The 23,582-nt window shown below is 68.5% G+C and carries 25 protein-coding genes; 8 read left to right on the forward strand and 17 right to left on the reverse strand.

Going from position 1 to position 23,582, the window contains the following annotated elements:
- Nucleotides 1-55 precede the first annotated feature (55 nt).
- The 9 genes from ACZ7GZ_RS24885 to ACZ7GZ_RS24925 form a co-directional block, all read right to left on the reverse strand.
- Nucleotides 56-565, reverse strand: coding sequence for a hypothetical protein (locus ACZ7GZ_RS24885; RefSeq protein WP_471027482.1), 510 nt, complete (start codon nt 563-565; stop codon nt 56-58).
- Nucleotides 566-584: 19 nt separating this feature from the next.
- Complete coding sequence (locus ACZ7GZ_RS24890; protein ID WP_471027483.1) at nt 585-1,034, reverse strand: hypothetical protein; 450 nt, start codon at nt 1,032-1,034, stop codon at nt 585-587.
- Between the two features lie 11 nt (nt 1,035-1,045).
- Nucleotides 1,046-1,234, reverse strand: a complete 189-nt coding sequence (locus tag ACZ7GZ_RS24895; RefSeq protein WP_193460181.1) for a hypothetical protein — start codon at nt 1,232-1,234, stop codon at nt 1,046-1,048.
- Nucleotides 1,235-1,269: 35 nt separating this feature from the next.
- Nucleotides 1,270-1,521, reverse strand: a complete 252-nt coding sequence (locus tag ACZ7GZ_RS24900) for a hypothetical protein (protein ID WP_471027484.1) — start codon at nt 1,519-1,521, stop codon at nt 1,270-1,272.
- Nucleotides 1,522-1,660: 139 nt separating this feature from the next.
- Nucleotides 1,661-3,916: a P-loop NTPase family protein gene (locus tag ACZ7GZ_RS24905; protein WP_471027486.1), complete on the reverse strand. Its 2,256-nt coding sequence runs from the start codon at nt 3,914-3,916 to the stop codon at nt 1,661-1,663.
- A gap of 77 nt (nt 3,917-3,993) precedes the next feature.
- Nucleotides 3,994-4,377 carry an RRQRL motif-containing zinc-binding protein gene (locus tag ACZ7GZ_RS24910; protein ID WP_471027487.1) on the reverse strand — a complete coding sequence of 128 codons (384 nt, stop codon included), beginning with the start codon at nt 4,375-4,377 and terminating at the stop codon, nt 3,994-3,996.
- Nucleotides 4,377-5,027: a GGDEF domain-containing protein gene (locus ACZ7GZ_RS24915; protein ID WP_471027488.1), complete on the reverse strand. Its 651-nt coding sequence runs from the start codon at nt 5,025-5,027 to the stop codon at nt 4,377-4,379. Before ACZ7GZ_RS24915 ends, ACZ7GZ_RS24910 begins: the two co-directional genes overlap by 1 nt.
- A complete protein-coding gene (locus tag ACZ7GZ_RS24920) occupies nt 5,024-6,016 on the reverse strand; it encodes a DUF2637 domain-containing protein (protein ID WP_471027489.1) in 993 nt (330 codons plus the stop codon). The genes ACZ7GZ_RS24915 and ACZ7GZ_RS24920 overlap by 4 nt, the downstream gene beginning before the upstream one ends.
- Nucleotides 6,013-6,312 (reverse strand): hypothetical protein, encoded by a 300-nt coding sequence (locus ACZ7GZ_RS24925; RefSeq protein ID WP_471027491.1) that lies wholly within the window; start codon nt 6,310-6,312, stop codon nt 6,013-6,015. Before ACZ7GZ_RS24925 ends, ACZ7GZ_RS24920 begins: the two co-directional genes overlap by 4 nt.
- Nucleotides 6,313-6,472: 160 nt before the next feature.
- Here ACZ7GZ_RS24925 and ACZ7GZ_RS24930 point away from each other — a divergent pair, with 160 nt between their 5' ends.
- Entirely contained in the window at nt 6,473-6,868 is a 396-nt protein-coding gene (locus ACZ7GZ_RS24930; RefSeq protein WP_471027493.1) for a GntR family transcriptional regulator, read from the forward strand.
- Between the two features lie 216 nt (nt 6,869-7,084).
- Here the strand turns inward: ACZ7GZ_RS24930 and ACZ7GZ_RS24935 are convergent, their stop codons facing one another.
- The 4 genes from ACZ7GZ_RS24935 to ACZ7GZ_RS24950 form a co-directional block, all read right to left on the reverse strand.
- Entirely contained in the window at nt 7,085-7,648 is a 564-nt protein-coding gene (locus ACZ7GZ_RS24935; RefSeq protein WP_471027494.1) for a flavoprotein, read from the reverse strand.
- Nucleotides 7,645-8,880: a helix-turn-helix domain-containing protein gene (locus ACZ7GZ_RS24940; RefSeq protein WP_471027495.1), complete on the reverse strand. Its 1,236-nt coding sequence runs from the start codon at nt 8,878-8,880 to the stop codon at nt 7,645-7,647. Before ACZ7GZ_RS24940 ends, ACZ7GZ_RS24935 begins: the two co-directional genes overlap by 4 nt.
- 451 nt (nt 8,881-9,331) lie before the next feature.
- Nucleotides 9,332-11,419, reverse strand: a complete 2,088-nt coding sequence (locus ACZ7GZ_RS24945) for a S8 family peptidase (protein WP_471027496.1) — start codon at nt 11,417-11,419, stop codon at nt 9,332-9,334.
- 175 nt (nt 11,420-11,594) lie between these two features.
- Nucleotides 11,595-12,422, reverse strand: coding sequence for an AAA family ATPase (locus ACZ7GZ_RS24950; RefSeq protein WP_471027498.1), 828 nt, complete (start codon nt 12,420-12,422; stop codon nt 11,595-11,597).
- Between the two features lie 1,808 nt (nt 12,423-14,230).
- On the opposite strand from ACZ7GZ_RS24950, the gene ACZ7GZ_RS24955 reads away from it, so the two are divergent.
- Nucleotides 14,231-14,566: a hypothetical protein gene (locus ACZ7GZ_RS24955; RefSeq protein WP_471027499.1), complete on the forward strand. Its 336-nt coding sequence runs from the start codon at nt 14,231-14,233 to the stop codon at nt 14,564-14,566.
- 749 nt (nt 14,567-15,315) lie between these two features.
- Here the strand turns inward: ACZ7GZ_RS24955 and ACZ7GZ_RS24960 are convergent.
- A complete protein-coding gene (locus ACZ7GZ_RS24960) occupies nt 15,316-15,402 on the reverse strand; it encodes a DUF3761 domain-containing protein (RefSeq protein WP_225075656.1) in 87 nt (28 codons plus the stop codon).
- On the opposite strand from ACZ7GZ_RS24960, the gene ACZ7GZ_RS24965 reads away from it, so the two are divergent.
- The gene (locus ACZ7GZ_RS24965; RefSeq protein WP_471027528.1) at nt 15,395-15,835 is read left to right on the forward strand and encodes a hypothetical protein; all 441 of its coding nucleotides are present in this window, start codon (nt 15,395-15,397) and stop codon (nt 15,833-15,835) included. The genes ACZ7GZ_RS24960 and ACZ7GZ_RS24965 overlap by 8 nt on opposite strands.
- Nucleotides 15,836-16,263: 428 nt before the next feature.
- On the opposite strand, the gene ACZ7GZ_RS24970 is transcribed toward ACZ7GZ_RS24965, so the two are convergent.
- A complete protein-coding gene (locus ACZ7GZ_RS24970; protein WP_471027500.1) occupies nt 16,264-17,184 on the reverse strand; it encodes an MBL fold metallo-hydrolase in 921 nt (306 codons plus the stop codon).
- Nucleotides 17,185-17,617: 433 nt separating this feature from the next.
- On the opposite strand from ACZ7GZ_RS24970, the gene ACZ7GZ_RS24975 reads away from it, so the two are divergent.
- A complete protein-coding gene (locus ACZ7GZ_RS24975) occupies nt 17,618-17,815 on the forward strand; it encodes a hypothetical protein (RefSeq protein WP_471027502.1) in 198 nt (65 codons plus the stop codon).
- Between the two features lie 58 nt (nt 17,816-17,873).
- Here the strand turns inward: ACZ7GZ_RS24975 and ku are convergent, their stop codons facing one another.
- Nucleotides 17,874-18,941: a non-homologous end joining protein Ku gene (gene ku / locus ACZ7GZ_RS24980; protein WP_471027503.1), complete on the reverse strand. Its 1,068-nt coding sequence runs from the start codon at nt 18,939-18,941 to the stop codon at nt 17,874-17,876.
- A gap of 77 nt (nt 18,942-19,018) precedes the next feature.
- On the opposite strand from ku, the gene ligD reads away from it, so the two are divergent.
- Nucleotides 19,019-19,906, forward strand: coding sequence for a non-homologous end-joining DNA ligase (gene ligD / locus ACZ7GZ_RS24985; RefSeq protein WP_471027504.1), 888 nt, complete (start codon nt 19,019-19,021; stop codon nt 19,904-19,906).
- Between the two features lie 119 nt (nt 19,907-20,025).
- Here ligD and ACZ7GZ_RS24990 read toward each other — a convergent pair whose 3' ends face one another.
- Complete coding sequence (locus tag ACZ7GZ_RS24990; protein ID WP_471027506.1) at nt 20,026-20,829, reverse strand: nuclease-related domain-containing protein; 804 nt, start codon at nt 20,827-20,829, stop codon at nt 20,026-20,028.
- 101 nt (nt 20,830-20,930) lie between these two features.
- Here ACZ7GZ_RS24990 and ACZ7GZ_RS24995 point away from each other — a divergent pair, with 101 nt between their 5' ends.
- From ACZ7GZ_RS24995 to ACZ7GZ_RS25005, 3 genes are all read left to right on the forward strand, one after another.
- The gene (locus ACZ7GZ_RS24995; RefSeq protein ID WP_471027507.1) at nt 20,931-21,440 is read left to right on the forward strand and encodes a protein-tyrosine phosphatase family protein; all 510 of its coding nucleotides are present in this window, start codon (nt 20,931-20,933) and stop codon (nt 21,438-21,440) included.
- A gap of 107 nt (nt 21,441-21,547) precedes the next feature.
- Nucleotides 21,548-22,303, forward strand: coding sequence for a hypothetical protein (locus tag ACZ7GZ_RS25000; protein WP_471027508.1), 756 nt, complete (start codon nt 21,548-21,550; stop codon nt 22,301-22,303).
- Complete coding sequence (locus ACZ7GZ_RS25005) at nt 22,300-23,550, forward strand: ATP-binding protein (protein ID WP_471027510.1); 1,251 nt, start codon at nt 22,300-22,302, stop codon at nt 23,548-23,550. Before ACZ7GZ_RS25000 ends, ACZ7GZ_RS25005 begins: the two co-directional genes overlap by 4 nt.
- Nucleotides 23,551-23,582: the final 32 nt, after the last annotated feature.

Raw genomic sequence — 23,582 nt, forward strand, 5'->3', positions numbered from 1 at the left:
GGGAGAACCGCGGCGGCGGGCGACCTTGCTGGGGAGTCCCGCCGCCGCGGCGTTGCTACTGGTTCTTGGCCCAGTGGGCGTATTCCTGGCGGACGTAGCCGCGCGGGTTGGCGGCGGTGGCCGGGTGCTCCGGCCAGTACGGGGCGCCGTGGTAGCCGCCCTCGCCGTCCCGGTCGCAGTCGATGAGCCGGCGGGCCGCTTCGGTGGCCACCTCGCCGGCGTCACCGGGCGTGCCGTCCTCCTCGTCCTGGAGCGCGATGCGGTCCAGCAGCGCGGCCTTGCGAAGCCAGAACTCCCGCCCCAGGTGCTCGCCGAACGGCTTGTCGGCGGCGGTCCGGGCGGTGCATCCGATCTCGCGGATGATGCTCGGGGCGAGCGCGTACGCCTCGTCCGGCGCGGGCCACGGTGCGGGCTCGGGGCGGTGGTCGGCGGTGACGTACAGGCGGGTGCGCTCGCCGTCACGTGTGGGGTAGGTGCGGACGGCGCCGGCGGTGAACGCGCCGCTGAGTGCGGCGGTGACGCGGTCGGTGTCGGCCGGGTCGCAGATGACGCGGATCTCGAACACGTCTCTCCTCTCAGGGTGGTCAGCCGTGGAAGTGGCTGCGCTTGATGACGGCCTTGCGGATGTTGACGGTGCTGCCGCGGCTCCCAGCGACGGCGCGGACGGGGGCGCGCCAGGCGAGCACGGCGAGCGCGATCCAGACCAGGGCGCCGGAGCCGAGTCCGGCGAGCGCGTTGACGGCCTCGCCGATGCCGTAGCCGACGCCGGCGGCCAGGGCGCCGCCGCCGATGCCGGCGCCCATCAAGCGCTGGGCGATGGGGTCCAGCAGCGGCAGCGGGGTAAGGTCGCGCGGCTCGGGGCGGACCATCGGGGGCGGGGTGAGGTGTTTGGGCATGGGCACCATGCGCCCGTAGGCGTCGGGCACCCACACCACCGGCCCGCGCTCCGCGGCCAGTTCCACCGCGGCCGGGGCAGGCGCGTACGGCTCGGTGGACACGTCGTGCGCGAGGGCGGCCAGGGGCGGTTCGTTCACAGCGGTACTCCTCACAGGTGCTGGATGGCGTCGATGACGGCGACGGCGAGCTGGTTGATGGGTCCGGCGGCGCCGGTGGAGGCGAGGAAGAAGCCGAACCCGGCAGCGGTGAACGCGGCGCCGTAGCCGAGGGACTTGGAGCGCAGCAGGAAGAACAGGACGAGTCCGAAAAGGGCCACGAGCGAGACGGTGACGGCCACGGGCGGAACCTCCCTTTGGCGGGGTGGGCGGGTGGTCAGTGGGTGCCTTCGCGGTAGATCCGCTGGGCTCGGTTGAAGAGCCAGCGGCCGGCGCGGATGCGCTTGCCGGTGGCCTTGCAGCGGCGGCAGCTCTTGCCCCGCTTGGGCCGTCCCTTGCGGTCGGTTTCCATGGCGAAGCCGAAGCCGTTGCACTTGCGGCAGGTGCCGAACGGGCTGGCCGCACACATTCCGACGTAACCGAGCGTGATAGCGAGCAGGCAGGCGACAGCAAGGGTGATGGGGGGCATGAGGGGCCCTTCCAGGCGGTTTCGGGGTTTTTCGCAGGTGGGCTGCTATGCACTAGACCGCAGATCAGGTGCTATGTGGGGTGCTAGCGGGGGTGCTACCGGTAGCAGGGCGACGTACTACCGGTAGCACCGTCCAGATCTAGGCGGCCCCCCGCTTTTCGTCACGCTCCGAAATCGCCTTTACGAGGTCGGCGCGGACGATGCCGCGGCGGGTGGTGCGGGTGCCGTCTTCGGTGGTCCCTGCCACGTCTCGGGTCTTGATGCCGTGCGGCTTGAGCGCGCTGGTGACGTTCTCGCCTTTCCAGCCGCCGTAGACCTCCGGCCGCAGCTCTGCCAGCCGGGCGGCGATCCGCTCGTTCCACACCCGCTCCTCCGACGGCGGCACGACTGCGGCGACGTCGGCGAGCAGGTCGTAGGAGGGGCCGGTCACGGCCTCCGGGTCCTCTCCGAGCGCATGGCCGGACAGGGTGCCCTCGGCCTTGCGCAGGGCGTGAGCGCGCTGGGCGATGGCGTGGGTGGCGTTGTCGTCCAGGTAGGCGGTGCGCACCACGACCGGCAGCGCGGTCGCGCCGGCGAGGTAGCCGTTACCGGCGTCGATCTCGGGTCGGAAGGATGTGGCGCGCACGCCGTTCTTGTACGCCGACGTGCCAAGGATCATGTCGTTTTCGACCTGGCCCGCGACCTTGAGGGCGAAGCGGATGGACACGTTGCCGCTGATCCCGGTCGGGAGCGAGTCCTTGTCCGGGCGCTGCGTGGCCAGCACCAGGATGACTCCGAGGGCGCGGCCCAGCTTGATGATGAACTCGGCGTCGTCACCTGCTTGTTTGCCGTACTTGGGGTGACCGAACAGGTTCTGGCACTCGTCGAACACCCCCAGGAGGGGCCACAGCTTCAGCGAGCGCTTGTCAGCGATCTGCCGGGTGATGCGCTTGTCCGGGCACAGGTCCCGCGGCAGCTTCTTGATCGCAGCTGCGCGGCGCATGACCTCCTCACGCAGCATCTTCAGGGAGTCGGCCGCGTACTTGATCGAGTCGTCGTCAATGCCGGAGACGAATCGGTGCGAGACGCATTCGAGGGAGTCCAGGTCACCGGTGCCCTTATTCTCGTGCAGCCACAGTTCCACGGACGGGTCCATGGCGGCGCCGCAGGCCAGCACGCGCACGGAGGCGGTCTTGCCCTGGCCGGGCAGCGACCCGATCAGGATGTTGTGCTGAATCATCGGCACGGACTGAGCCCGGCCGCGCGGGTCGATGCCGAACGGGATCCGCTTAAAGATGTCGTGCTTGCGCGCCGTTGCGAGCGGCCACTTGACGAGACCGGTCTTGGACAGGTCCCGGTCCCCCACCCACAGGATCAGCCGCCCCTCGTGCTCGCTTGGGTCGGCGTCCGGCCACACACAGCCGAGCGGGCGGCGCAGGCCGGAGGCGAGCCGGGCACGCCGGTCGGCCACGTCCGCGACCGTCACGCCCAACGGCAGGTCGATGTCCGCGCGCCACCCCGGACCCTCGCGGGTGATCGGGGCGACGAACTTGATGCCGTCCTGGCCCTTGGCCACGGCGGAGGCGATCTGCCCGATGCCGATGGACGCCATGGCCTTGACCACGATGTCGCTGGTCAGCTTCTGCACCTCAGTCTTGATGACCGCGCGGGTGGTCAGCGGCGCATCCGCCGGCGCTCCCAGCCAGCCCAGCGTCAGCACGGTGAGCGTGGCGGCGATGACCTGCGTGCGCGGCTCGGCGCCGTAGACCAGGAACAGGCAGATACCCAGGGCGAACAGGGCCCCGAGGACAGTCAGGAGCATCCGCAGCCGCACCCGCCGGTCACGCTGGCGGGACAGCTTCAGGTACAGCTCGGAGTTCTCCCGGCGCGCCTCGGCCTGCCGCAGCGGCTCGCCCTCCGCGTCCACCGCCCACCGGCCGATCCGGGTCAGAGTGTTGGCCAGACCGCGCGGCGAGCGCCAGACCAGCTTGGGCACGTACAGGAACGGCACGCGGACCGCGTGGAAGGCGATGGTGTGCCAGACGTGCCCGGCCAGCCACCGCATCGCGTCGGCGAACTCCGGGCCCGACTTAACCCACGCCGGGAGGACGTCCAGCCGCTTGGAGTCGCGGATGCGGTCGATCAGACCGGGGCCCAACTGAGTCGGCGCCGGACGGTCGACCAGAGCCGGGCCGGAGTCGTCCGACTCCCCCTCGCTCAGGTCGGCCGCCCCGGTCGGCTTCGCGTCGGCCGACCGGTCGGGCCCGGAGTCGGGCGACGCGTCGGGCGTACGGTCGGCCGACTCGGTACGGGCCGACCGGGCCTTGTCCAGGTCGACCACGTCGCCCGCCGGGTCGGCGGCCATCTCGGCTTCCAGCCGGTTGAACAGTTCGTTGTCGTCGTCGGGGTGTTTCACTGAGGGTTCCTTCTCTCAGGAGGGACGGCGGGGCCCGGCCGCTGCTTTGGTCGGTTGAGACCGGGCCCCGTACGGGATCAGGCGGCGCGCTGTTCCTCGGGGGAGGCGCAGGGAAGGCACACCCCGAGCGAGGTCGGGATGCAGTAGCTGTAGGTGATCTGGCACTGCGGGCAGGTGCGGCGGGCGAGCATCGCAAGGGCGAGCGCACCCCACTTGCGGGAGGTCATCGGCCGGACCGGCTTCGCGCGGTCGACGCGGTAGAGGTAGGCGACCTGCACCCCGACCTTGCGGCTCCGGTGGCTGCGCATCACCTGCGCGGCGACCGGCTGTCCGCCCGGCCGCAGACCGGCCGCGCGCAGCTGCCGGCGGGTGGCGTAGCCGTCCGGGGCGAACCGCCACGGGTAGGTCGGGATGCCGAACCGTGCGCCGGACGGGTCGAAGCACTTGCTGTAGGCGGCCATCAGGCAGCCACCCCCACGACCGGCGCATCGGTCCGGGCCCCAGCGCGGCCAGCGCGTCGCCCGGTGACCGTGGCGAACAACCGTCCCAGCCCCGCCCGGCGGGCTCCGGCGCGGGCCTGCTTGGCCGCGTACATCGCCTCATCGGCCCGCCGCAGCAGAGCGGACAGGTCGTCGCCCGGGAAGTCCGCAGCGCGCACCCAGCCGAGAGAGACCGTGGTGTGTACGCCGGGGTCCTGGCCGTCGACCGGGCGGGCGAGCACACCGTGCAGCACGGCGAGCGTGTCCGAGGCGGTGCCGTGGTCGTCAATCAGGACGGCGGCGAACTCATCGCCCCCGAGCCGCCCGGCCACCCCGGAGCGGCCGACGTGGTGGGCGAGCCGGTCCGCGGTCGCCTTCAACAGCGCGTCCCCGGCCGCATGCCCGAAGGTGTCGTTGATCTGCTTGAAGCGGTCGACGTCGGCCAGCACCACGACCGCCCGCGGGTTCCGCAGCAGAGCCGTGGCGCGGCAGGTGAAAGCCTCGCGCGTCCGCAGCCCGGTCAGCGGGTCACGGCGGGCGACGTTCAGGCGCCGCCGTAGCCACAACGTGTGCGCCGTCCAGCCGGAGGCGACCGGCACCGCCGCGGCCAGCATGGTCAACACGGTGTTCATGCCGCCGCCTCCTCGGTCCTCTCGTCGCCGTCGACGGAGTGCAGGCGGCGCCCCTCGGCCCGCTCGCTCAGCAACAGGTCGCGCAGCACACGGGAGTTGCCAGCCGAGCAGTGCAGCGTGGTCCGGATGGCTTCCGCGTTGATCGCGTCATCGGCCCAGTCGGCCGTGGCCTCGCGTGCCTCGGCGAGCAGTTCCGCCGGGGTCCGCGGCGCCTTGGCAGTCTTGGCCTTGCCCTTGGTGCTGGCCGGGCGCTTGCGCGGCGTCTTGGGCGCCTCCGGCTTCGGCTTCTCTGTCTGCTGCGGCGGCACAGGAGGGACGTCCTCGCTCGCCGGGGCCAGCTCGCCCAGCTTCAGCAGCACCCGTTCCGGGCGCGGGGTCTTTGACCGCCACCGCCGGCCGTGCCGCTCGCGCAGCCGGGCGCGGGCCAGCTGCCGCTCACGCTCCCGCTTCAGTGCCTCGGAGTAGGAGGTGATCTCCCACAGCGTCATCCGCCGCCACAGGGCTAACGTCGACAGCGGTGCGAGCATCCAGCGGGAGAACCGCACCTTCTCCATCCGCCGGCCGGTGGCGGCGCCGATCTGGACGGCGTAGACGTGAGCGCCGATCTCGGAGAACACCACCCACAGCAGGGGCATCGTGCCGTGTGCGATCTTGGCCCACAGCGTGTGCCCGGCGGCGACGTTCAGCCCGCAGGTGACCAGCGTCAGCACCCACGGCACAAACCGCACCCATGCCAACGCCATGTCCATCCGGATCAACAGCAGGTTGGCCACGGTGAACACTGGAATGGCCACGTCGATACCGACCGGCAGCATCCACGGCTCACCGAAGCCCCACCGGGCAGCGGCAGACGACACCGCATTGAGCGAGGCGATCAGGCCCAGGGCGCCGACCCCAGCCGCGGCCAGGGCGCCCAGTCCGGCAAGGCTCATCTCCGGCTTCGTCAGCGGCGGCACCGCCGGCCGCGTCGTCTCGGTTGCGGTCGTCATGCGGCCGCTCCCTTCCGGGAGGACCAGCGGCGCCTCGCCGGGCGTGCCAGTGGGACGACGTTGAACAGCTCCGGGGCGTGCGCCTCGATCACCTCGGCGGCGATGCGGGTCACGTCGTCCGGCAGGTTGCTGTACTCCGGGTCGGCGAGGATGTCGCGCGCCGCGTCCAGGCGGGCCGCACGCTCCTCGCCCGTCTCGCCCTCGACCCCGAGCCAGAGCTCAACCGGGGTTCCAAGGGCCAGCTCCACGAAGTCCTCGGCAGATACGGCCTGTTGATGGCCAACGTACGAGCGCATGGTGCTCTCCTGAGTCGAAGGAACAGGGAGACCGCGACGGCGGGCGACCTTGCTGGGGAGTCCCAACGCCGCGGAGTTCAGATTGACCTAGGTCAATCTGGCTGTCAAGGGGGTCAGCGGAAGATCAGGGATTGACCTAGGTCCGGCTACTCTCGAAGCCATGGAGCAGAGCCCAGAAGCGCCCAAGCAGACGCCCACGGCCAAGGAGATCGCCGCCGCTTTCCGGGCGAAGATCACGGGCCCGAATCGCTCGTACGAACCGGGCGATCAGCTGCCCGCTGCTCGCCGACTCGCCAAAGACCTCGGCGTGCAGCTCATGACCGTTCAGAGCGCGTACGGGCAACTCCGTGACGAGGGGCTCGTGCTTACCCAGCAGGGCCGCGGAACCTTCGTCCGCGACCCCTCGGTGCCGCTCGGCACCGAGCCGGGCAGCAGCCCCGCGTTCACCGCGCTCTCCGCTGAGCTCAGCGCGATTCACGACGCGCTTCGTACGCTCGGTGAGCGGCTCGATCGTCTTGAGCGGCTCGTCGGTAACGAGACTCCACCCGCGTCGTGAGCCTGTCCGCACGCCTCAGCAGTTGCTCAGCGGTGGCGCGCGCCTCGATCAAGCTCACCTGGATTGCGGCGAGCTCGGCTGGGGTCAGGCCTCCCGAATCGCCGCTTCGCTCATTGATCCCTGACATGCCAGTGAGCATGCGGTCGGAAACAGCAGAGGACCCGGACAGACTGTCCGGGTCCTCTTTCCTTGCAGGTCAGGCGTGTTGACGACTCATCATTGGGTGGCCCTATCTACAGCGTCCAGCACTGCCGCCCACGGGAGTTCGCGCCCGGCCGGCGCATACCTCGGCTCGTACAGCGGCCAGACATCGGGTCCGTAGACGAGGCGCACCCCTCCCGCCCGTAGAGCGTCGATGTGCCGTTGCCACGAGGGGTGGCGAGCGTGCGCCGCGTTCACTCGTGGGAAGACAACGACGGGGAGATCGAGAGTGCCGATGGCCTCGCCAACCTGCGTCAGCGCCTGATTGTCCATCAGGCCGATCGCGAGCTTGGCGACCATGTTGGCGGACGCGGGGGCTACCACGTAGCAGTCAACCGGCGGATGCGGCCGGGCCTCGCCAGGAAGACGCGGCTCATCGCGTACGGGCAGCCCGGTCAGCTCCTCCAACCGCTCATGCTCGCCGCTCGTGCGCAGCCACTGACCTGCGGTTGGCGTGAGCGTGACGGCCACCCGCCATCCACGGCCTATGGCAGGCTCCACGAGACCGGTGCGCAATGCCTCTACGCCCCCGGCAGCCGACCCGACGACTCCGAGCACCCCACGCTTGCCTGAACTCACTGCACCGCCCTGCAACGCTGAGCCATCGCGAACACGTCCGACGAACGCGAGCCACCCGTCACCGGAGACTGCTTAATCAGGTCTCGCAGCGTCTCGCGCACCCTCGGATTGTTGCGTACGAGCTGCGGCGACGTGCGCTCGGCCGTACGCAACTCTGCAAAGGCCTCATCACCCTGCCCTGCGAGCGACAGGGCACGCGCGAAGTCGATCCGGTGCGAGACGCTGCGCTCCTGCGGCATGTGGTCGACGTTGATCCGGCCGTGCTCCACCACGTACGAGACGTTGTCGAGGTCCAGCTCGATGGACAGTCGGTGAAGCAGCACGTTCGTCGGCCCGAAACCGGTCTGCCAATAGTTCTCATCCGAGCCGAGATCGTCCGCAAGTTCCTCGGCACGGTTCAGCAGCGCCGTTGCGGTAGGCCGGTCCTGATGGCGCGCCGCCGCGACGGCGGCACGCAGGTGGATCATTCCCAGCAGGCTGAGGGCCGCCGGGTTGTGATCGGTTACCTGAGACGACAGCCAGGCTGCGGCCGTGTTACCCAGTTCGAGGGCGTCGTCATAGCGCCCATTGGCCAGCAGGGCGTGCGTACCGGAACGTGCGGCGGACGCCAGCACGAGCGGGTCGTCCGACTCGTCAGCGGCTCGCATCGCGCGCTCGGCTGCGAGCCACGAGATGTCCGACTCGCCGATCTTGGCGAGTGTCGTAGCCGCAAGGTGGTGCGTGCGGGCTGACACTGCCCAGCAGTCGCCACGGTCTTCGCCGCGGCGCACCGCTCGCTCCTCCAACTCCTGAGCCGTCTGAAGTAGGGCAGGCAGTGCAGCGATGACGCTGCCGAGCCGACCGCCCTGGTAGTCGTTCCACGCATGCTCCACGCGCATGGCCACAGGAACAGGCGTCGGGAGCTGCGCCTCAGCGTCCGGTCCGAAGAGTAGACGCGACAGCCGGCGTGGGCTCATGAGGGCGTCGCGCACGGCGGGGACGTCGTCCTGTTGCCGCTCGTCTTCCATGAGGACGGTCTGCCCGAGCAGGTCTCCGAGGGACACGCGCAGGATGCGCGACAGCTCCGCGAGCATGTCGATGCGGGGTGGCTTCCTGCGACCGGTCTCAATCTTCGCCAGCCAATCAGTGCTCCGACCGACCAGGCCGGCCAGCACCTCTTGCGTGTAGCCGCGGCGCTTCCGATAGAACGCGATGCGCTCACCGATGCTGAGGTGATCTCCAAGACCACGCATGGGGTGTTGCCTCCCGCTGCTGAGTAGGGGCGTTCTTCACGGTACCGACGTGGCGAGGAACGGGTAAGCGATCTCACCCCCTTTCCCGCCACACGGCCAGCGTGTGGCACCGAAACGGGAAAACCCGGACGGATTGTCCGGGTTCCGTGGGGCCGTGCTTGGAGGTGTCCGGGCTGTCCGGCTGTCCGGCTATGTCTCTCACCTGTGCAAACAGGCCGGACAGCTCAAGGTGCCGGTGTCCGGGCTGTCCGGTCACAGAGGGCTGTAACACCCAGGGGTGTTACAGCCCGTCGGCGAATGCCGACAGAGGGAGCGGGAGTCAGTCTCACCGGCTCCCGTCTCGAACTCCCTCCGACCCCTTGTCTCAGTCCAGCCTTCCTGGCTTCGGGCGGGGCGTACGAGTAGTGAACTGCGAGATAGTCCGTGTCCGCCTAGCGTCCCTTCGGCTGCGCTACGGGCGAATCGAGATGGGAACCTCGATCTGAGGCTGAAGAATTTCAAGCCGGTCGGCGTAAGTACGCACCACTTTGTTATAGATGTCGGACTCTTGGGAAGTCTTGATCGTGATGACGAGGGCGTACTCGACGGTGTCCGCCTCATTACCCGCGAGCTGCTCAATGCGGGAGAGGTGGCGAACATCAAATACCGGCCTGAACAACGATGACGCACGGAGCTTTTTGGTCTTGTGCTTTGTCGTTTCCCATTTGTGCGCCCCGCGCCGAAGGTCGCTTTCTGGGACGTAGTCACCTACCTGGAAGAACGACTTGGGCGCTGCGTGCGTACTTCCATCGGTGGCCATCTTCTTGGCGTGGGGGCGGAAAAACGGCTCGATGGCACTACCGGTGTAGGTACTCGGGGTACGGGCGTCAACCGGCGAACTGATGCAGTAAGTAGCGCTGATCGTCACCATGCCACCGTCAATGCCATCCGGCAGAGGAATTGGCATACGCACGGCTTGGCCTGGGTCGATTTCTCCCTGGTAGAGAATCCGAACCGAGTCGTGTTCGCAGACGACGAATTTCTCGATGTCATTCGGGATGCGACCCCAGCCGATCTCATCCAAAGGAGCTTCAGCGGTTTCTGCGCAGTGCACGAGAAGAGCCTTGAGGCCCAAAGGCGTCAAGTGATCCCCGAAGTGGGCTCGGATACCCGCTGCCATACGGAGTGCCGCCGGCGCGGCAAAGCTCGTACCCGCAGCCGTCAGTGGCGAGGCCTCCGTGCTCATTGGCGCGAACATGAAGGGCTCCGCTGCCGAACCTCCGAAGGAGAGGATGTCGGGCTTCACCATCCCGGGCGACCGCCCAGGGCCGATCGCGCTATAGCTGGCTCGCCTCCAGTCCGACCTGCGACTATCAGCAGACCCGACCGCCAACGCATTTACGCAGTCAGACGGAATCTGTACCCGCGCGTTACCGGATTCCCGATCCAAGTCTCCATTGTTTCCGGCGGCGACAGTAAGAAGCGTCTTCCCTTTAGAGAGCAACTCGTCAAGAACTGCCGTCCACGGATGCACCTCGTCATCTTCGATGGGCAGCGCAGGCCCTAGGCTCAGATTCACGAAGTCGTAGGGAGTGTTACTCAGAATGCTCCAGATCCGTTTGAGTGTGTTGTAGAGAACGTAAGGGTCGTCCTGCGTCCCACCCATGACCCGATAGTGGTCGATTGAGCAAAACGGAGTCGGTATGGGCTGGCCGGGAGTCAGCGGCCCGAACAAAGCCGCCGAGGTAACCATGTGCCCATGCTGCAAATAGCGGTCTACCGTCAGCCCAACACCATCTGCATCGTAGGAGTCAGCCCACTCCTTCAACGGCCCGGATGGAGGCAGGCCACCATCGAAGATAGCCATGCGAATGGAGTCGTCCAAAGGCGCTTCCTCAGGAAGGGGCGGCAGGGACACACCCGTAGCAATCGCACTGCGCTCAATGGGGTGGAAGACGCGCAGTTGAGGCATGGGGCGAAGGACGCGAAGGAACGAAAACTTGGCGAGATCATCAATATCTGCGTCACCGATGCGGACCGGAATAAAGAGCAGTCCGCCGACCTTAATGCGCCGGTCGAAATCAGCTGAAGCTCCACAGGCTCGCGCGTATTCGGAGAAGGCCTGCTCAATTGCAGCACGGTCTCGAAGAGGCAGGTGCAGACCTACTTCGACAAGGCCCGGAGTAGCATAGTTGTCTGGGGTCTCGGTTCCACGCTTCTTGTCCGCAGGACCCGGAGCCCTAAAGGCTTCCAGGAGGCGGATTGGGGATTGTTCTGGAAAAGCGTTCACTGTCGCCAGTCGCTCAGCGAAACTGGAGAATCGATCACGCCGCCCTGCAACGAATAATTCGGCAGTCTCCATCTGCTGCGGCGACCCCTGACGCGTCCACTTCTCAGGCGTGACCGAGGCGCCACGAGAGCCGACGTATGTGAACCCCTGCTCCCGGAGAAACTCCCCTGGGTGGTAGGTCTTAGCTATGAATTGAGGGTGCAGAGTGAGCACACCGACTGCTTTGCCATCAGGGCAAGCAATCTCCGGGAGGGAGTTGAAGCTGCGCACAGCCGCCTCAACTTGGGGGCGCAGACGTTGTCTCGCCTCCTCTGCCGTGTAGGGCGCCTTCGGAGGCCTGCCCGTACGCGTAAGCGATACGGGGGTGACCAGTCGCTCCCCGTGCCCCAGCAAGAAGTTGCGCTCTCCAGCCACAGCTACCCCCCTGGTGACGTGCGCGTTGCGTCTACCTGTTGCGCTGTCGCCTACGGAGGGTGTCTCGACTGACCCCCGTCAGCTCGCTCACCCTCCGTTGCGATAGCTCACTATCTTGCATGAGATCGAGTGCGATTTGAAGACGATCAGCGTGATCCATCGTGCGGAGGTGCTCCTGGGCGGACGTAAGCAGTGTCTCGAACAAAGGTTCGCCACTCAGAACGGCCTTACGTTTTGCGGTCATGACAAAGCGTTCGGCGTCTGCGAAGGAGTAGCCAGCGAGGACCTGAACGAGGAAATCGATCACTTCCGTGTTTTCGTCACCGCAATACTGCATAAGTGCCTCTTCCAACTCCGCTGGCCCAGGGAGCGGAAAATTAACGATTACGTCGAAGCGTCGCCACACGGCCGGGTCAAGCAGGTCGCCATGGTTTGTCGCCGCCAGCAAGAGGGAGCTGGCGGGCCAGTCATCAATCTCCTGCAACAGCACGGTAACCAGGCGCTTTAGCTCACCTACCTCCGCCTCGTCATCTCTGCGCTTTGCCACGGTGTCAAGTTCATCGAGCAAAAGAACCGATGGGCTAGCCTTGGCATAGTCCAAAACTTTCCGGATATTGCTGCCAGTTCGACCAAGGTAGCTGCTCATTACTGTAGCCAGGTCCAGCACCAGCAACGGCACTTTAAGCTCATTTGCTAGCCATCGCGCGGCCAGTGTTTTACCTACGCCTGGAGGGCCAACGAACAGGCCGGTGCGGCTTGGAGTCAAGCCGGCTTCCCGAAGACGGTCTTGCAACCGGTGCTCATCGCGCAACTGCTCGAGCTGCGCCCTGACCGATCGGGTCAGGACTGGAGGCGTCACTGGCCCAAGGTGGTCGGTACGAATGAGCGACTGTCGACTATCGCCGTCGAGTGGGACGGGAGCGGCGTTGCCGTGCTCTCGCATGGGAGCGTCAAGATGTGGCGCAGAACGCAAGAGCTCCCGGAGGTCTTCAGCGAGCCCGTTGTTGGACCGCTGGTACCGGCGAGCCAGCCTCTGCACCAAGGTCTGTACGTCCTGCTGCCGTCCTGCCATGGCTACACGCGCAAGGTGGACTATGTCACGATCATACGTTGATGGGTCGCCCGTATGCACTCAGATCTCCTAGCCTAGCTTGGTAGTTACCCTAACGCTCAGTGGGCTAATTGGTCACCAAACTGCGCCTGGTAGTCCACTTGGCGTGGTGGCTGTGATCTTGGCTCCGTTCGCCTACTGGCTCGCAGGTCGGCGAGTGGCGAAGCAATGCCGCAGTGAAGGCCTGTCCCGACCCGCACTGACCTGGCTCTCAAGGCAGGGACTACGTCAGCCCGATTCGATGCGGCCCGCATCCCACTTCGAGTTGACTGGTCGCCGTTCGGTGCAACGGGAGCTCTCCCACCGCAAGTGGTTCCCCTGCTGGCCTGGGTCACCTCCGCGGCTGGCCCCCTGCCGGCTCCATCGCCGCAAGGACGACTTCTAGTCCTGCCTGACACCGCTCCGCACATGGGTCGCAGCACCATGCCGCAGGAAGCCCGCTACCAGATCGGGTGATCTTCCGCAGGCCACCTTGCGCATGTCGCCGATCGTGCGCACGGTCAGTCCCTTCGTGCCGATGACCTATGGGGCCGCGTCGACCGGTTGGGGGGCGTGTGAAGTAGCGTTCACCGCGGCTGCGGAGGCGGTCAGCCCTGACAAAATCTTGGTGCGCTCGCGATCCCGGGACGGTTCAGGTTGTGACGGTGCTTCCGTGACTGGTCACCCTGACAGGGCATTGGTCGAAGTCATCACGCAATCGCGATTCAGAACCAACTGGGCTGACTGAGGGCTCTCGCGCAGGGCGCGCGACACACCTCCGACACACTACGTGCCGTGATACAACGCCCCATCGGCTCCGCCGCAGGTCAGAGAACTCATGAAGGTGCGATCAGGCAATCACTCCGGAGCCGTGTGCGCAGGTTCGAATCCTGCCGGGGGCACTCGCCGCGGATCAGCTGAGATCAAGCGCTGACCAGGGCGGATGCCGACACGAAGGAGCGGGAGACAGTCTCACTGTCTCCCGCTCTTTCTCGTTGTCGCTCACCGATCACGTGTGAGGAGCGTGTGGGCCACACGCGCCGGCCACCACCCTTCCTTGTGGCTCTCCGCTAGATCTGGCGCGCGTCTCGCCCAGCTGCCTGCTGAGTGCAGCTCATGCCGAGCAAGCGTGGCCCCCTACTGGCGGATGGTCCGACCCAGATCTCTAGGACCGCCGGTTGACATCACCAGGCGACATCAACGACGCGGGACGCGGGCGGACGACAGCGGCTCTAGCCAGGGTGTCAGTCAGCCGCGAGGACCCATCATGACAGGCCACCCCTTAAGGGGATCGAACTCCTAAAGCGGTTGTCGCAGGCTCGAATCTGCCGGGGTATCAGGCGAAAGGCCCCGCACCGATCATGGTCACGGGCCTTCTACATCCGTTTCTGACGCCAACGGGGTTGCCTTCCAGTGGCCGTCACGGGTCCCGACGCTGCCATCAGGCGGCCAGTGCACTATGTTGAACGTGTTCAAATCTGGGGCTTGAACATGGGACGGGGATGGTGACAGAGATGGGACCCGCCAGCAGGCTTGGGTACATCCTGGGGCGAATGGGGCAGTGTGTGCTTATATACGTGCTCCTCCACACCGCAGCGTGGGTGGCCATCTCGCAGACCGTCTGGTGGAAAGACAGCTTCCTGCAGATCATGACGCTGGGCATGGACATGCTGCCGATTATCGGTATTCCCACCCTGTTCATCGCCATTTTCGCGGTCTGGGTCCACAACCAGATGGAGACGGTCCGGTTCCGTGTGCTACTTGCCCTTCCGCTGGTCGTCTGTGCTTGCCCCCTCCTCGCGAGCAGCGCCGGCGAACCTCTGGCGTTCCAAGTCATGGCTCAGATCGCCTTCGCAGCACTGGTCCCTACTCCATTCTTCCCCGCGGGGTGGCTCGAAGAGGCCGCGCGGTGAATCCCAGCAGCGCAGGTTGCCTCCCCTTCGACGATCTCGGGTGGCAGCGGCTCACTGCTTCCAGCTTCCGAGGGTGGCCCTTGGGCGGCGTAGGGCGCCACGAGAGTGTCCCATCTGTCCGGTCTGAGTACCGGGCTGCAAGACCGCGGGGCGTTGCAGCCTCTCACGTCGTCGCCTCCGACCGGGGCCAACAACCAGAGGTGAGCTCTCGTCCCTCCACTCCGCGCGTGTGAGAGGCGTCTGAGCGAGACGAGATCACGCGCCGCGACAGCTCCCTTGCAGGTCAGAGCCATAGTCGAGGATGTCATCAGCACGCTCTCCGGACCCGTGTGCGCAGGTTCGAATCCTGCCGGGGGCACCCAGCATGAGGTGCCCAAAGACCCCGTCACCAGCGGAAACGCTGAGGCCGGGGTCTTCGCGTATGTGCAGGCGTATGCGGGCCGAAGCGGTCGTATGTCGGGGTCTGTGGGCGAGACGTGGACGGGATCTTGGAGCGTTGCCGCAGGTGAAACCCCGCGAGAACGACGACCTCGACCCTCGGTCCTTTGCGGGCCAAGCCTGATCGCCATGGCCGCTCCTGTCGCGCCGTCTGCCCAGCCCCAGCTGATATCGGAACGGGGTGGTCGTGCGTCCGGACACGGCGTGCGGGCCAAGAGGCCCTGGAGACGCGGGGACCGGCCTCCCCAATCCAATGGGGCGGCCGGTCCCACACTCAAGCCAGCGGCTGGTGCACCAGCCTGAGACGTCGGCTATCGGTAGAAGACGGCCACGCCCCCGTGGTGCGAGCAGGCCCCCTGATGGTGAGCGGCGTACGAGTACGTACCGTCGTTGCACAGGGCCGTCGCACCGCCGCCCGCAGAGCTGGAGCCACCCGACGAGCTGGACCCGCCGCTGGACCCGCCGCTGGACCCGCCACTGGACGACGATCCGCCAGACGTCGAAATGCCGCCCGTTCCCGACCCCGCTGCAGCGGCGTGCGCGGTGACGGTCACCTTCACCTTGACCTTGACCGTCTTCGTCACTGTCGGCGCGGGCTTCGGCTTCGCGGTCTCCGTAGCCGTGGCTGTCGCGGTGACCGTGGCCGTCGGCCGCGCCTTGTCGTTAGCCACCGTCTTCGTCGCGTTCGGCTTCTGGCCGTCGGCGCCGGCGCTGCCCACGCCGATGATGAACGCGAGGCCCAGGGCGGGCAGTACGAATCGCTTACGGGCCCACTTGGGTGCGGGACGGGCGGCCGGCGGTCCGGGCGGAGGCTGGAACGGCGGCGGTTGAGGCTGGTAGTAGCTCACAGGTCCCCCCTGTTGAAGTACGTGAGGCGTGAAACTACCTACACCGGTGCGTCCGATGTAAGGAATCAGTGAAGACAGTCACCCACTTGTGACCTGGCAACTCCCAGCTGCCCCCGCGGCCCCATCCCCGCACGAGCGCCTCCTGTGCACCCCCACAACGGTCCATTCTGCAAAGCCCCGTCGTCACGCCCTGATGAGCCGCCCACGAGGCCCGGACTTCCCTACATCCCCGAGAACTCCGCGCCGCGCTGAGCTGGACCCGAGCCGCACTGGACGGCCACCCCCACTCAGGTTCAGTTGAGCCTCTACAGATGCGTGTCAGCTGATGCTTGGCGGTTCGCGTGGCCCGTCTCGCACCGTTGGCCAGGTAATCGACGCGCTTCGCCGATTCCAGGGGCGACAGGGCCGAGTTCACGCGATACCGGTGAGGGGGGCGCTGGGTTGCCAGGAGACGGGCAGGACGACGTCGACGCCGTCACGGCGGGCCAGAGGCAACAGTCGACTCATGGTGGTGCCGAGGTCGTCGAGCAGGTAGGGCATGGGGCGCAGTGGCCGGTCCAGGCCGAAGAAGAAGTCGTCCCAGTGCACCAGGATGACCCGCCTGGCCCCGGTCGCGACCACGACCTCGTCCCAGTAGGTGCGAAGGAACTCGGCGGACTGTTTGCCCAGCATGCCGACGCCCAGGTAGATGACGTCGGCGCGGTGACCGCGAAGGGCGCCGGGCCGGTAGTTGGCGCTGGCTTGCAGGAGCACGCGGCCGCGGGGGTGGGTGATGAGCACGGAGTAGGCGGTGCCGGTCTTCCAGGCACCGGCGCGGGCCGGCGGCACCAAGGGTCGGTCAACGGTGCCTGGGTAGTGGTCGCCTGGGCTGTGCACGGAGTCCAGGAAGGTCAGCGTGAAGCTGCCATAGGTGACGGTGTCGCCGTCGCCGACCACCCGCAAGGACGACTCGGGGACCCCCAGGCCGCGCCCGATGTTGGCGGTGGACTCCGACCCGACCAGTTCGGCGCCGGTTTCCAGCGCCCACACCGGAGCGTCGAGGGCGTGGTCGTAGTGGGAATGCGCGCACACCACAGCGGCGAGGGTGTCCACCCGCAGCCGCTCGATGGCGGCACGGACCAGCGCTCGGTTCGGGGCAATCCTGCCCATGCCCACTCGCAGCATCCCCGGGCGGGTGACGAACCCGTCGCTGAGCACCGAGGTCTCGCCGTCCGACAGCAGTACTGAACTGGTGCCCAGGAAGTGAGCGGTCAGCCCGTCACGGTGCGCTGCCGTGCGCTGCTGGTAAGGCAGGTAGGGCCGCAGACTCGGGCGACCGATCGGCACCTTCATACGAGCATCCTCGGACCTCAGAGGCAGGAGTGCCAGCTCAGGACCTCGTGTGCACTCTCACAACGGTCCATTCCGCAAAGCCCCGTCGTCACGCCCTGATGAGCCGCCACGAGGCCCGGACTTCCCTGCACACGCCGATCAGACGCGCACAGCCAAGCCGAGGCAAGCGGTGTCAAGCATCAGGTGAAGCCACAACATCAAGCATCAACCGAGACCGCGGCGAGCGGGTCCACGGCTCCGAAGGCCCCCGTCCCGGTGGCGTACGCCGGGATCCGGATGACCAAGAGCCATGACCTGTACCTGGCGGACACCCCCGTTCGGTCCAAGGCGGACACCGGTACCTCCGACGAGGATCTGACCTACGCCGTCTACTCCCCGGGCGTGGTCCTCGCCCCCCGGCACCACCTCCGGCAGCTCTCTGGCGCTGCTGCCCGTGGGCCGGGCGGGAGGCCTGGACGTGTGCAAGGCGGCGACCGGTTACAGGAGCTACATCCGGGTCAACGACCTGACCGCCGGCCGGCGGATGTGCGTCATCAGCGGGACGGGGCACGTGGGGCTGGTGACGTACCGGGGCTCGTCCGGGACGGCGTATGCCACGCTGGACGTGAAGGTGTGGCGTGAGGCGGCCTAGCCGCACCGGACCCGCACCGGACAACCGGCCCGTCCCCCACGGCGCCCGGAAATCGCCCTCAAGCCGTTCGCCTGCGCGACGTCGTCTTCTTCTGCGCCGTCTTCTCCTGTGCCGGCTTCTCCTGTGCCGTCTTCTTCGCCGTGGTCTTGGCCGTGCTCTTGGCCGTGCTCTTCGCGGTGGTCTTCGACGCCGCCGTCTTCTTCGTCCCCTCGGCCGACTTGGACGTCGACTTCCTCGCCGGTGCGGCCCTCTTCTTGGCCGTGGACGTCGACTTCTTGGCGCCCGCCTCCTTCGGTTCCGGCCGGCGTGGCAGGGATCTGACCTCTGCCTGTGCTGCGGCGGGCGGCGCGCCGCGGGACTCGCGGGCCGCCCGCACGCTGTTCTCCAGGGCCGCCATCAGGTCCAGCACCTTGCCCCCGGCGGCCGGCGCGGGCGCCTCCGGTGGGGCCTCGCCGGAGGCCTTCGCGGCGATGACCTCCTCCAGCGCGTCCCGGTACTCGTCGTGCAGGTCCTCCAGGTCGACCTCGCCGAGGGTGTCCATCAGGGCGTCGGCCAGGTCGAGTTCCTTGTCGCGGATGGTGACGGAGGTGTCCGGGGCGACACCCTCGGGCGCGCGGACCTCGTCCGGCCACAGCAGGCCGTGCATGGCGATGGCGTCGCCGACCACGCGCAGCATGCCGAGGCGTTCGCGGCCGCGCAGCGCGTACTTGGCGATCGCGACCTTGTTGCTGCGCTTGAGGGCTTCGCGCAGGAGGACGTACGGCTTGGCGGCCGGGGCTCCGCTGGCCGCGAGGTAGTACGCGGCGTCCATCTGGAGCGGATCGATCCGGTCGGCCGGGACGAAGGCGACGATCTCGATCGTGCGGGCCGTGGGGATGGGGAGGTGGGACAGGTCCTCGTCGCTGATGGGGATGATCGTGCCGTCGGCGTCCTCGTACCCCTTGCCGATCTCCGACTGGGTGACCTCCCGGTCCTCCAGCTCGCAGAACTTGCGGTAGCGGATGCGGCCGTTGTCCTCGGTGTGGACCTGGCGGAAGGAGATCGAGTGGCTCTCCGTGGCGTTCACCAGCTTGATCGGGATGCTGACCAGCCCGAAGGAGATGGCGCCGTTCCAGATGGATCGCACGTGCCGCACCCTTCCTCTGCCTACCGCCGGGACACCGCTTGCCCCGATTTCACCTGTTTTTCTGGGATTGTCATCTTATGACGCCTATCACAGAGGTGGAGGGGCGGCGCGTCGCCCTCAGCAACCTGCAGAAGGTGCTGTATCCGGAGACCGGCTTCACCAAGGCGGAGCTGGTGCACTACTACGCGACCAGCGCCGAGGTGCTGCTGCCGCATCTGCGCGACCGGGCCGTGTCCTTCCTGCGCTATCCGGACGGACCGGAGGGGCAGGTGTTCTTCACGAAGAACGTGCCGCCGGGCACGCCCGAGTGGGTCACCACGGCCGACGTCCCGCGGTCGTCGGCGGACAGTCCCGCCCGCATGGTGGTGGTGCAGGACCTGCCCAGCCTCGTCTGGGCGGCGAACCTCGTCACCGAGTTCCACACCCACCAGTGGCTGGTGCAGACCCCGGGCGAGGCCGACCGGCTGGTCTTCGACCTCGACCCTGGCGCGCCCGCGACCGTCGTCCACTGCTGCGAGGTGGCCCTGTGGCTGCGTGAGCGGCTCGCGGCGGACGGCATCGAGGCGTATCCGAAGACGGCCGGTTCGAAGGGGCTCCATCTGCTGGCGGCGGTGCGCGGCGGTTCGTCCGAACGGACGAGTGAGTATGCGAAGGCGCTCGCCGTGGAGGCCGAGCGGGCGATGCCGCGGCTGGTGGTGCACCGGATGACGAAGAGCCTCAGGCCGGGGAAGGTGTTCGTCGACTGGAGCCAGAACGCGGCCCGCAAGACCACGGCCACGCCCTACACGCTGCGCGCCCGCCGGGCCCCGCTGGTCTCGGCACCGGTGACCTGGGAGGAGGTCGCCGACTGCGGCAGCCCCGCGCAACTGGAGTTCCAGGCGAACGACATCGCCCCGCGCCTGCAGGATCTGGGCGACCTGCTGGCACCGCTGCTGGACCCGGTGGCGGCGGCACCCCTGCCCTGATCGGAAACCCTGGCCGGAAACCCTGGCCGGAAACCCTGATCGGAAAGCCTGATCGGAAAGCCTGACGGAAACACCTGACGGAACCCGGCGGGAAAACCCTGACCCGGGGCCCCGCGGGCCTACACCCTCCCCCACGTGTTCCGGTCCCTCGCCATCCCGTGCAGGGCCTCCACGTCCGCCGGCTTCAGCACCCCGCCGAGCCGGGCCAGGCCCGGCAGCTCGGCGTCCTGGAGGATGCGTACCGCCCGCGGCTGGGCGGTCACGGTCAGCTCGGCCGGGCCCGCCAGGGCCAGCACCGGGCGCACCTCGGCGGTCAGGGCGTGGGAGGCCTGGTCGGCGGCGGCGCGCAGCCGGCGCAGCAGCGGCTCGGGCTCGCGGCGCCCCACGGTGACCATGGGGTCGGCGACCTGGACCCGGGTCTTGCGGGCGTACAGGGCGTGTACGGCGAACAGGCCGCCGGGGCCGAGCAGCAGATGGGGGATGCGGTCGCCGCCGGGGAGGGGGACGGAGTGCAGGGTGTGCCAGCCGGCGCCCTCCAGGGCGTCCAGGGCCGCACCGACGGCCTCCTCGGCGGCCAGGGCGCGGCGGCGCGGGTCGGGGCGCAGCCGGTGGGCGGGGCCGGGGTCGCGTTCGAGGGCGACGAGGAGGGTCTCGCCGGGGCGGTTGGGGGCGAGGTCGTCGTCCGGGTGCAGGGTCAGCCGGGCCAGTTCCGCGGGGGTGGGAACCGGAGGCGGTCCTACGGTCACCGGGCCGGTCAGAAAGGGTTTCAGGGCGTGGAGTACGTCGTCCCTGCTGTCCTCGCCGAGCAGGTTCACCCGGCCCGCCTCACGGTCGTACCAGGCGACATTGCTTCCGTCCGGGCGGCAGACGTACAGCCGTTCCCGCCCGTGCCGATAGGCCGGCACCACGCGCAGTGCGCTCATGCGCCATCACCCCTCGGACCATGGGAACAGGCGGGGTGCTCCCGGGGCAAGACCGGTTACCGTGGAGGGCGGCCCCGCGAGGGGGAGTTGGGGAGGCGCCGGTGCGGATCCGCGGAAAGCAGCCCGACGTACCGGCTCCGGAGAGCCCGTGGGACGAGGTCGTGCCCGGCCTGTGGATGGGCGGGCACGAGTTCCGGGGCCGTTCGGGACGGCCGGAGCTCGCCGTCGTACGGGACGAGTTCGATGTGGTGCAGACGCTGCTGCGGCTGCCGGGGTACGGCCCCGCTCCGGGGGTCGAACACCATGTGTGGCCGATTCCGGACGGCCCGCTGGACGGGACGCAGCTGGCCGGGGTGATCCGGCTGGCCCGGGCGGCGAACGAGGCCCGGGACGCCGGCCGCCGGGTCCTCGTGCGCTGTTACCACGGGTACAACCGCTCGGGCCTGGTCGTCGCACACGCGCTTCTGCAGCGGGGGCCCGCGTCGCCCGACGAGGTGATCCAGCTGATCCGGGCCCGGCGCTCGGCCTGGGCGCTGCACAACGAGCTGTTCGTGGAGTACCTGCGCGCGGGCCTGTCGACGGTGCGGCTGCTGGAGGAGTTGGCCGAGTAGCCTCTTCCTCCAGCACCACTCCGACGGGTGCAAAAAGGACTTACATACGAATTTCCGTCTACACATAAGGTGGACGGGGCCCCCTACCCCGACGCCCCAGGAGCACCGTGTCAGCCCGCCGTCCCGCGCGCACCGCCCTCACCGCGGCCGTCGTCGCCCTGCTGTCGGCGACGGCGGCGGCCTGCGGGGACACCGGCGGGCTGCGGGGCGCGGGCGCGACCGCCACCGCCGTCAGCCCCGCGAAGCTCTGGCCCGACCTGCGCCCGGCCTCCAGCCCGGCCTACCCCTACGACGTGGCGACCAGGGAGGTCGTCAAGGGGATCACGGTCCCCGGCGGCGACATCCGCGCGGTGGACCCGGTGGCCGTGGTCGAGGCCGAGATCAAGGCCCATCCGGACGACTACGGATCGAAGGGGGCGTATCACGCGACCGTGGACCGGCTCAAGGAGTGCCGGCCCGGCGGCGACGGGGCCCGCTGCCCGCTGCTGAAGCCGTACTACCGGGACCTCACGGGTGACGGCCGGGACGACATGACGCTCGGCTTCCGGCTCTACCCGACCAACCAGACGGGCGTGCGGGTGTACACCGTCGAGAAGCACACGCTGGTGAAGGTGCTGGCCGACAACGACGCGATCCTCGGCGTGGAGCTGGCCGGCCGGTCCCTGATCGAGCGCTCTCCGGCCGACATCTCCGGCTACGAGTACCGCACGACGTGGGTGTGGGACCCCGGACAGCGCGCGATGGTGTTCTCCCGCGACGAGTACCTGCACACCGGTGAGGGCCGGCACGCCAAGAAGCCCTCGCCCAGTCCGTCCGCCTCCCCCTCCACTCCCTCCGTTTCCTCCTCGGCGAGCGCGCGATGAGGCACGTGCTCCCCCGGTGGGCCGGGCCGCTCGCCGTGAAGGCCGCCGCGTTCATCACGGTGATGTGCTGTGCGCTGGCCGCGCTGCTCGGTGTCCTGGTGCACGTCTCGGTGACCAACCAGACCGTCGGCCAGGCCCGCGGCCTGGCCCTGTCCAAGCTCGCGGACGCCACCCAGGCGTACGAGGCCGGGGACGCGCTGCTGCCGAACGCCGGGGTGGACCCCCGGGGGCTGCCGACGCCGCTGCGGACGCTGGCGGCGGCCGGCGAGCGCGGCACCATGGTCTCCTCGGACGACGGGCGCCCGACCATGTGGGCGGCGGGTCCGGCCGCCGGGCACCGGGCGCTCGCCGTGGCGGTCGACTACTCGCAGCAGTCCCGCACCATCGCCGGACTCGACAACTCGATCCTGTGGTCGTCGGGGCTCGCGATCGGGGCGACGGTGCTGGTCGGCGTGTTCGCGGTGACCCGGGTGACCCGGCGGCTGCACGGCACCGCACGCGTGGCCCGGCGGATCAGCGCCGGCGACCTCGACGCACGCGTCGACGACCCCCTGGCGAAGGACCCGTCCCGCCCGCAGGACGAGGTGGCCGCGGTGGCCGTCGCCCTGGACTCGATGGCCTCGTCGCTGCAGAGCAAACTGCAGAGCGAGCAGCGCTTCACCGCCGACGTGGCGCACGAGCTGCGCACCCCGCTGACCGGGCTGCACGCGGCGGCCGAGCTGCTGCCGCCGGGCCGGCCGACGGAGCTGGTGCGGGACCGGGTGGCGGCGCTGCGCACGCTCACCGAGGACCTGCTGGAGATCTCCCGGCTGGACACCGGCCGGGAGCGGCTCGAGGTGGACACCGAGGAGCTGGGGGCGCTGGCCCGGCGGGTGGTCCGGGCCTCGGGCACCGACACGCAGGTGCGCGTCCTGGCCGACGCGCGGGTGGAGACCGATCGGCGTCGGCTGGAGCGGGTGCTGGGAAATCTGGTGGCCAACGCCCACAAGCACGGGGCCCCGCCGGTGGTTCTGACGGTGAACGGTGCCGTGGTGACCGTACGTGATCACGGAGCCGGATATCCGGAGTATCTGGTGGCTCATGGGCCGCAGCGGTTCCGTACGGAGGGCGGGGCCACCGGGCACGGGCTGGGGCTGACCATCGCCATGGGGCAGGCGGAGGTTCTGGGGGCGCGGTTGTTCTTCGCGAACGCGGTGGACGGCGGGGCCGTCGCCACGCTGGTCCTGCCTGTGGTCGAGGGGCGCTAGAGCTCGGGGGCACGCCACGCGGGCGCCAGCGG

This window comes from Streptomyces sp. NPDC037288, from assembly GCF_055603265.1.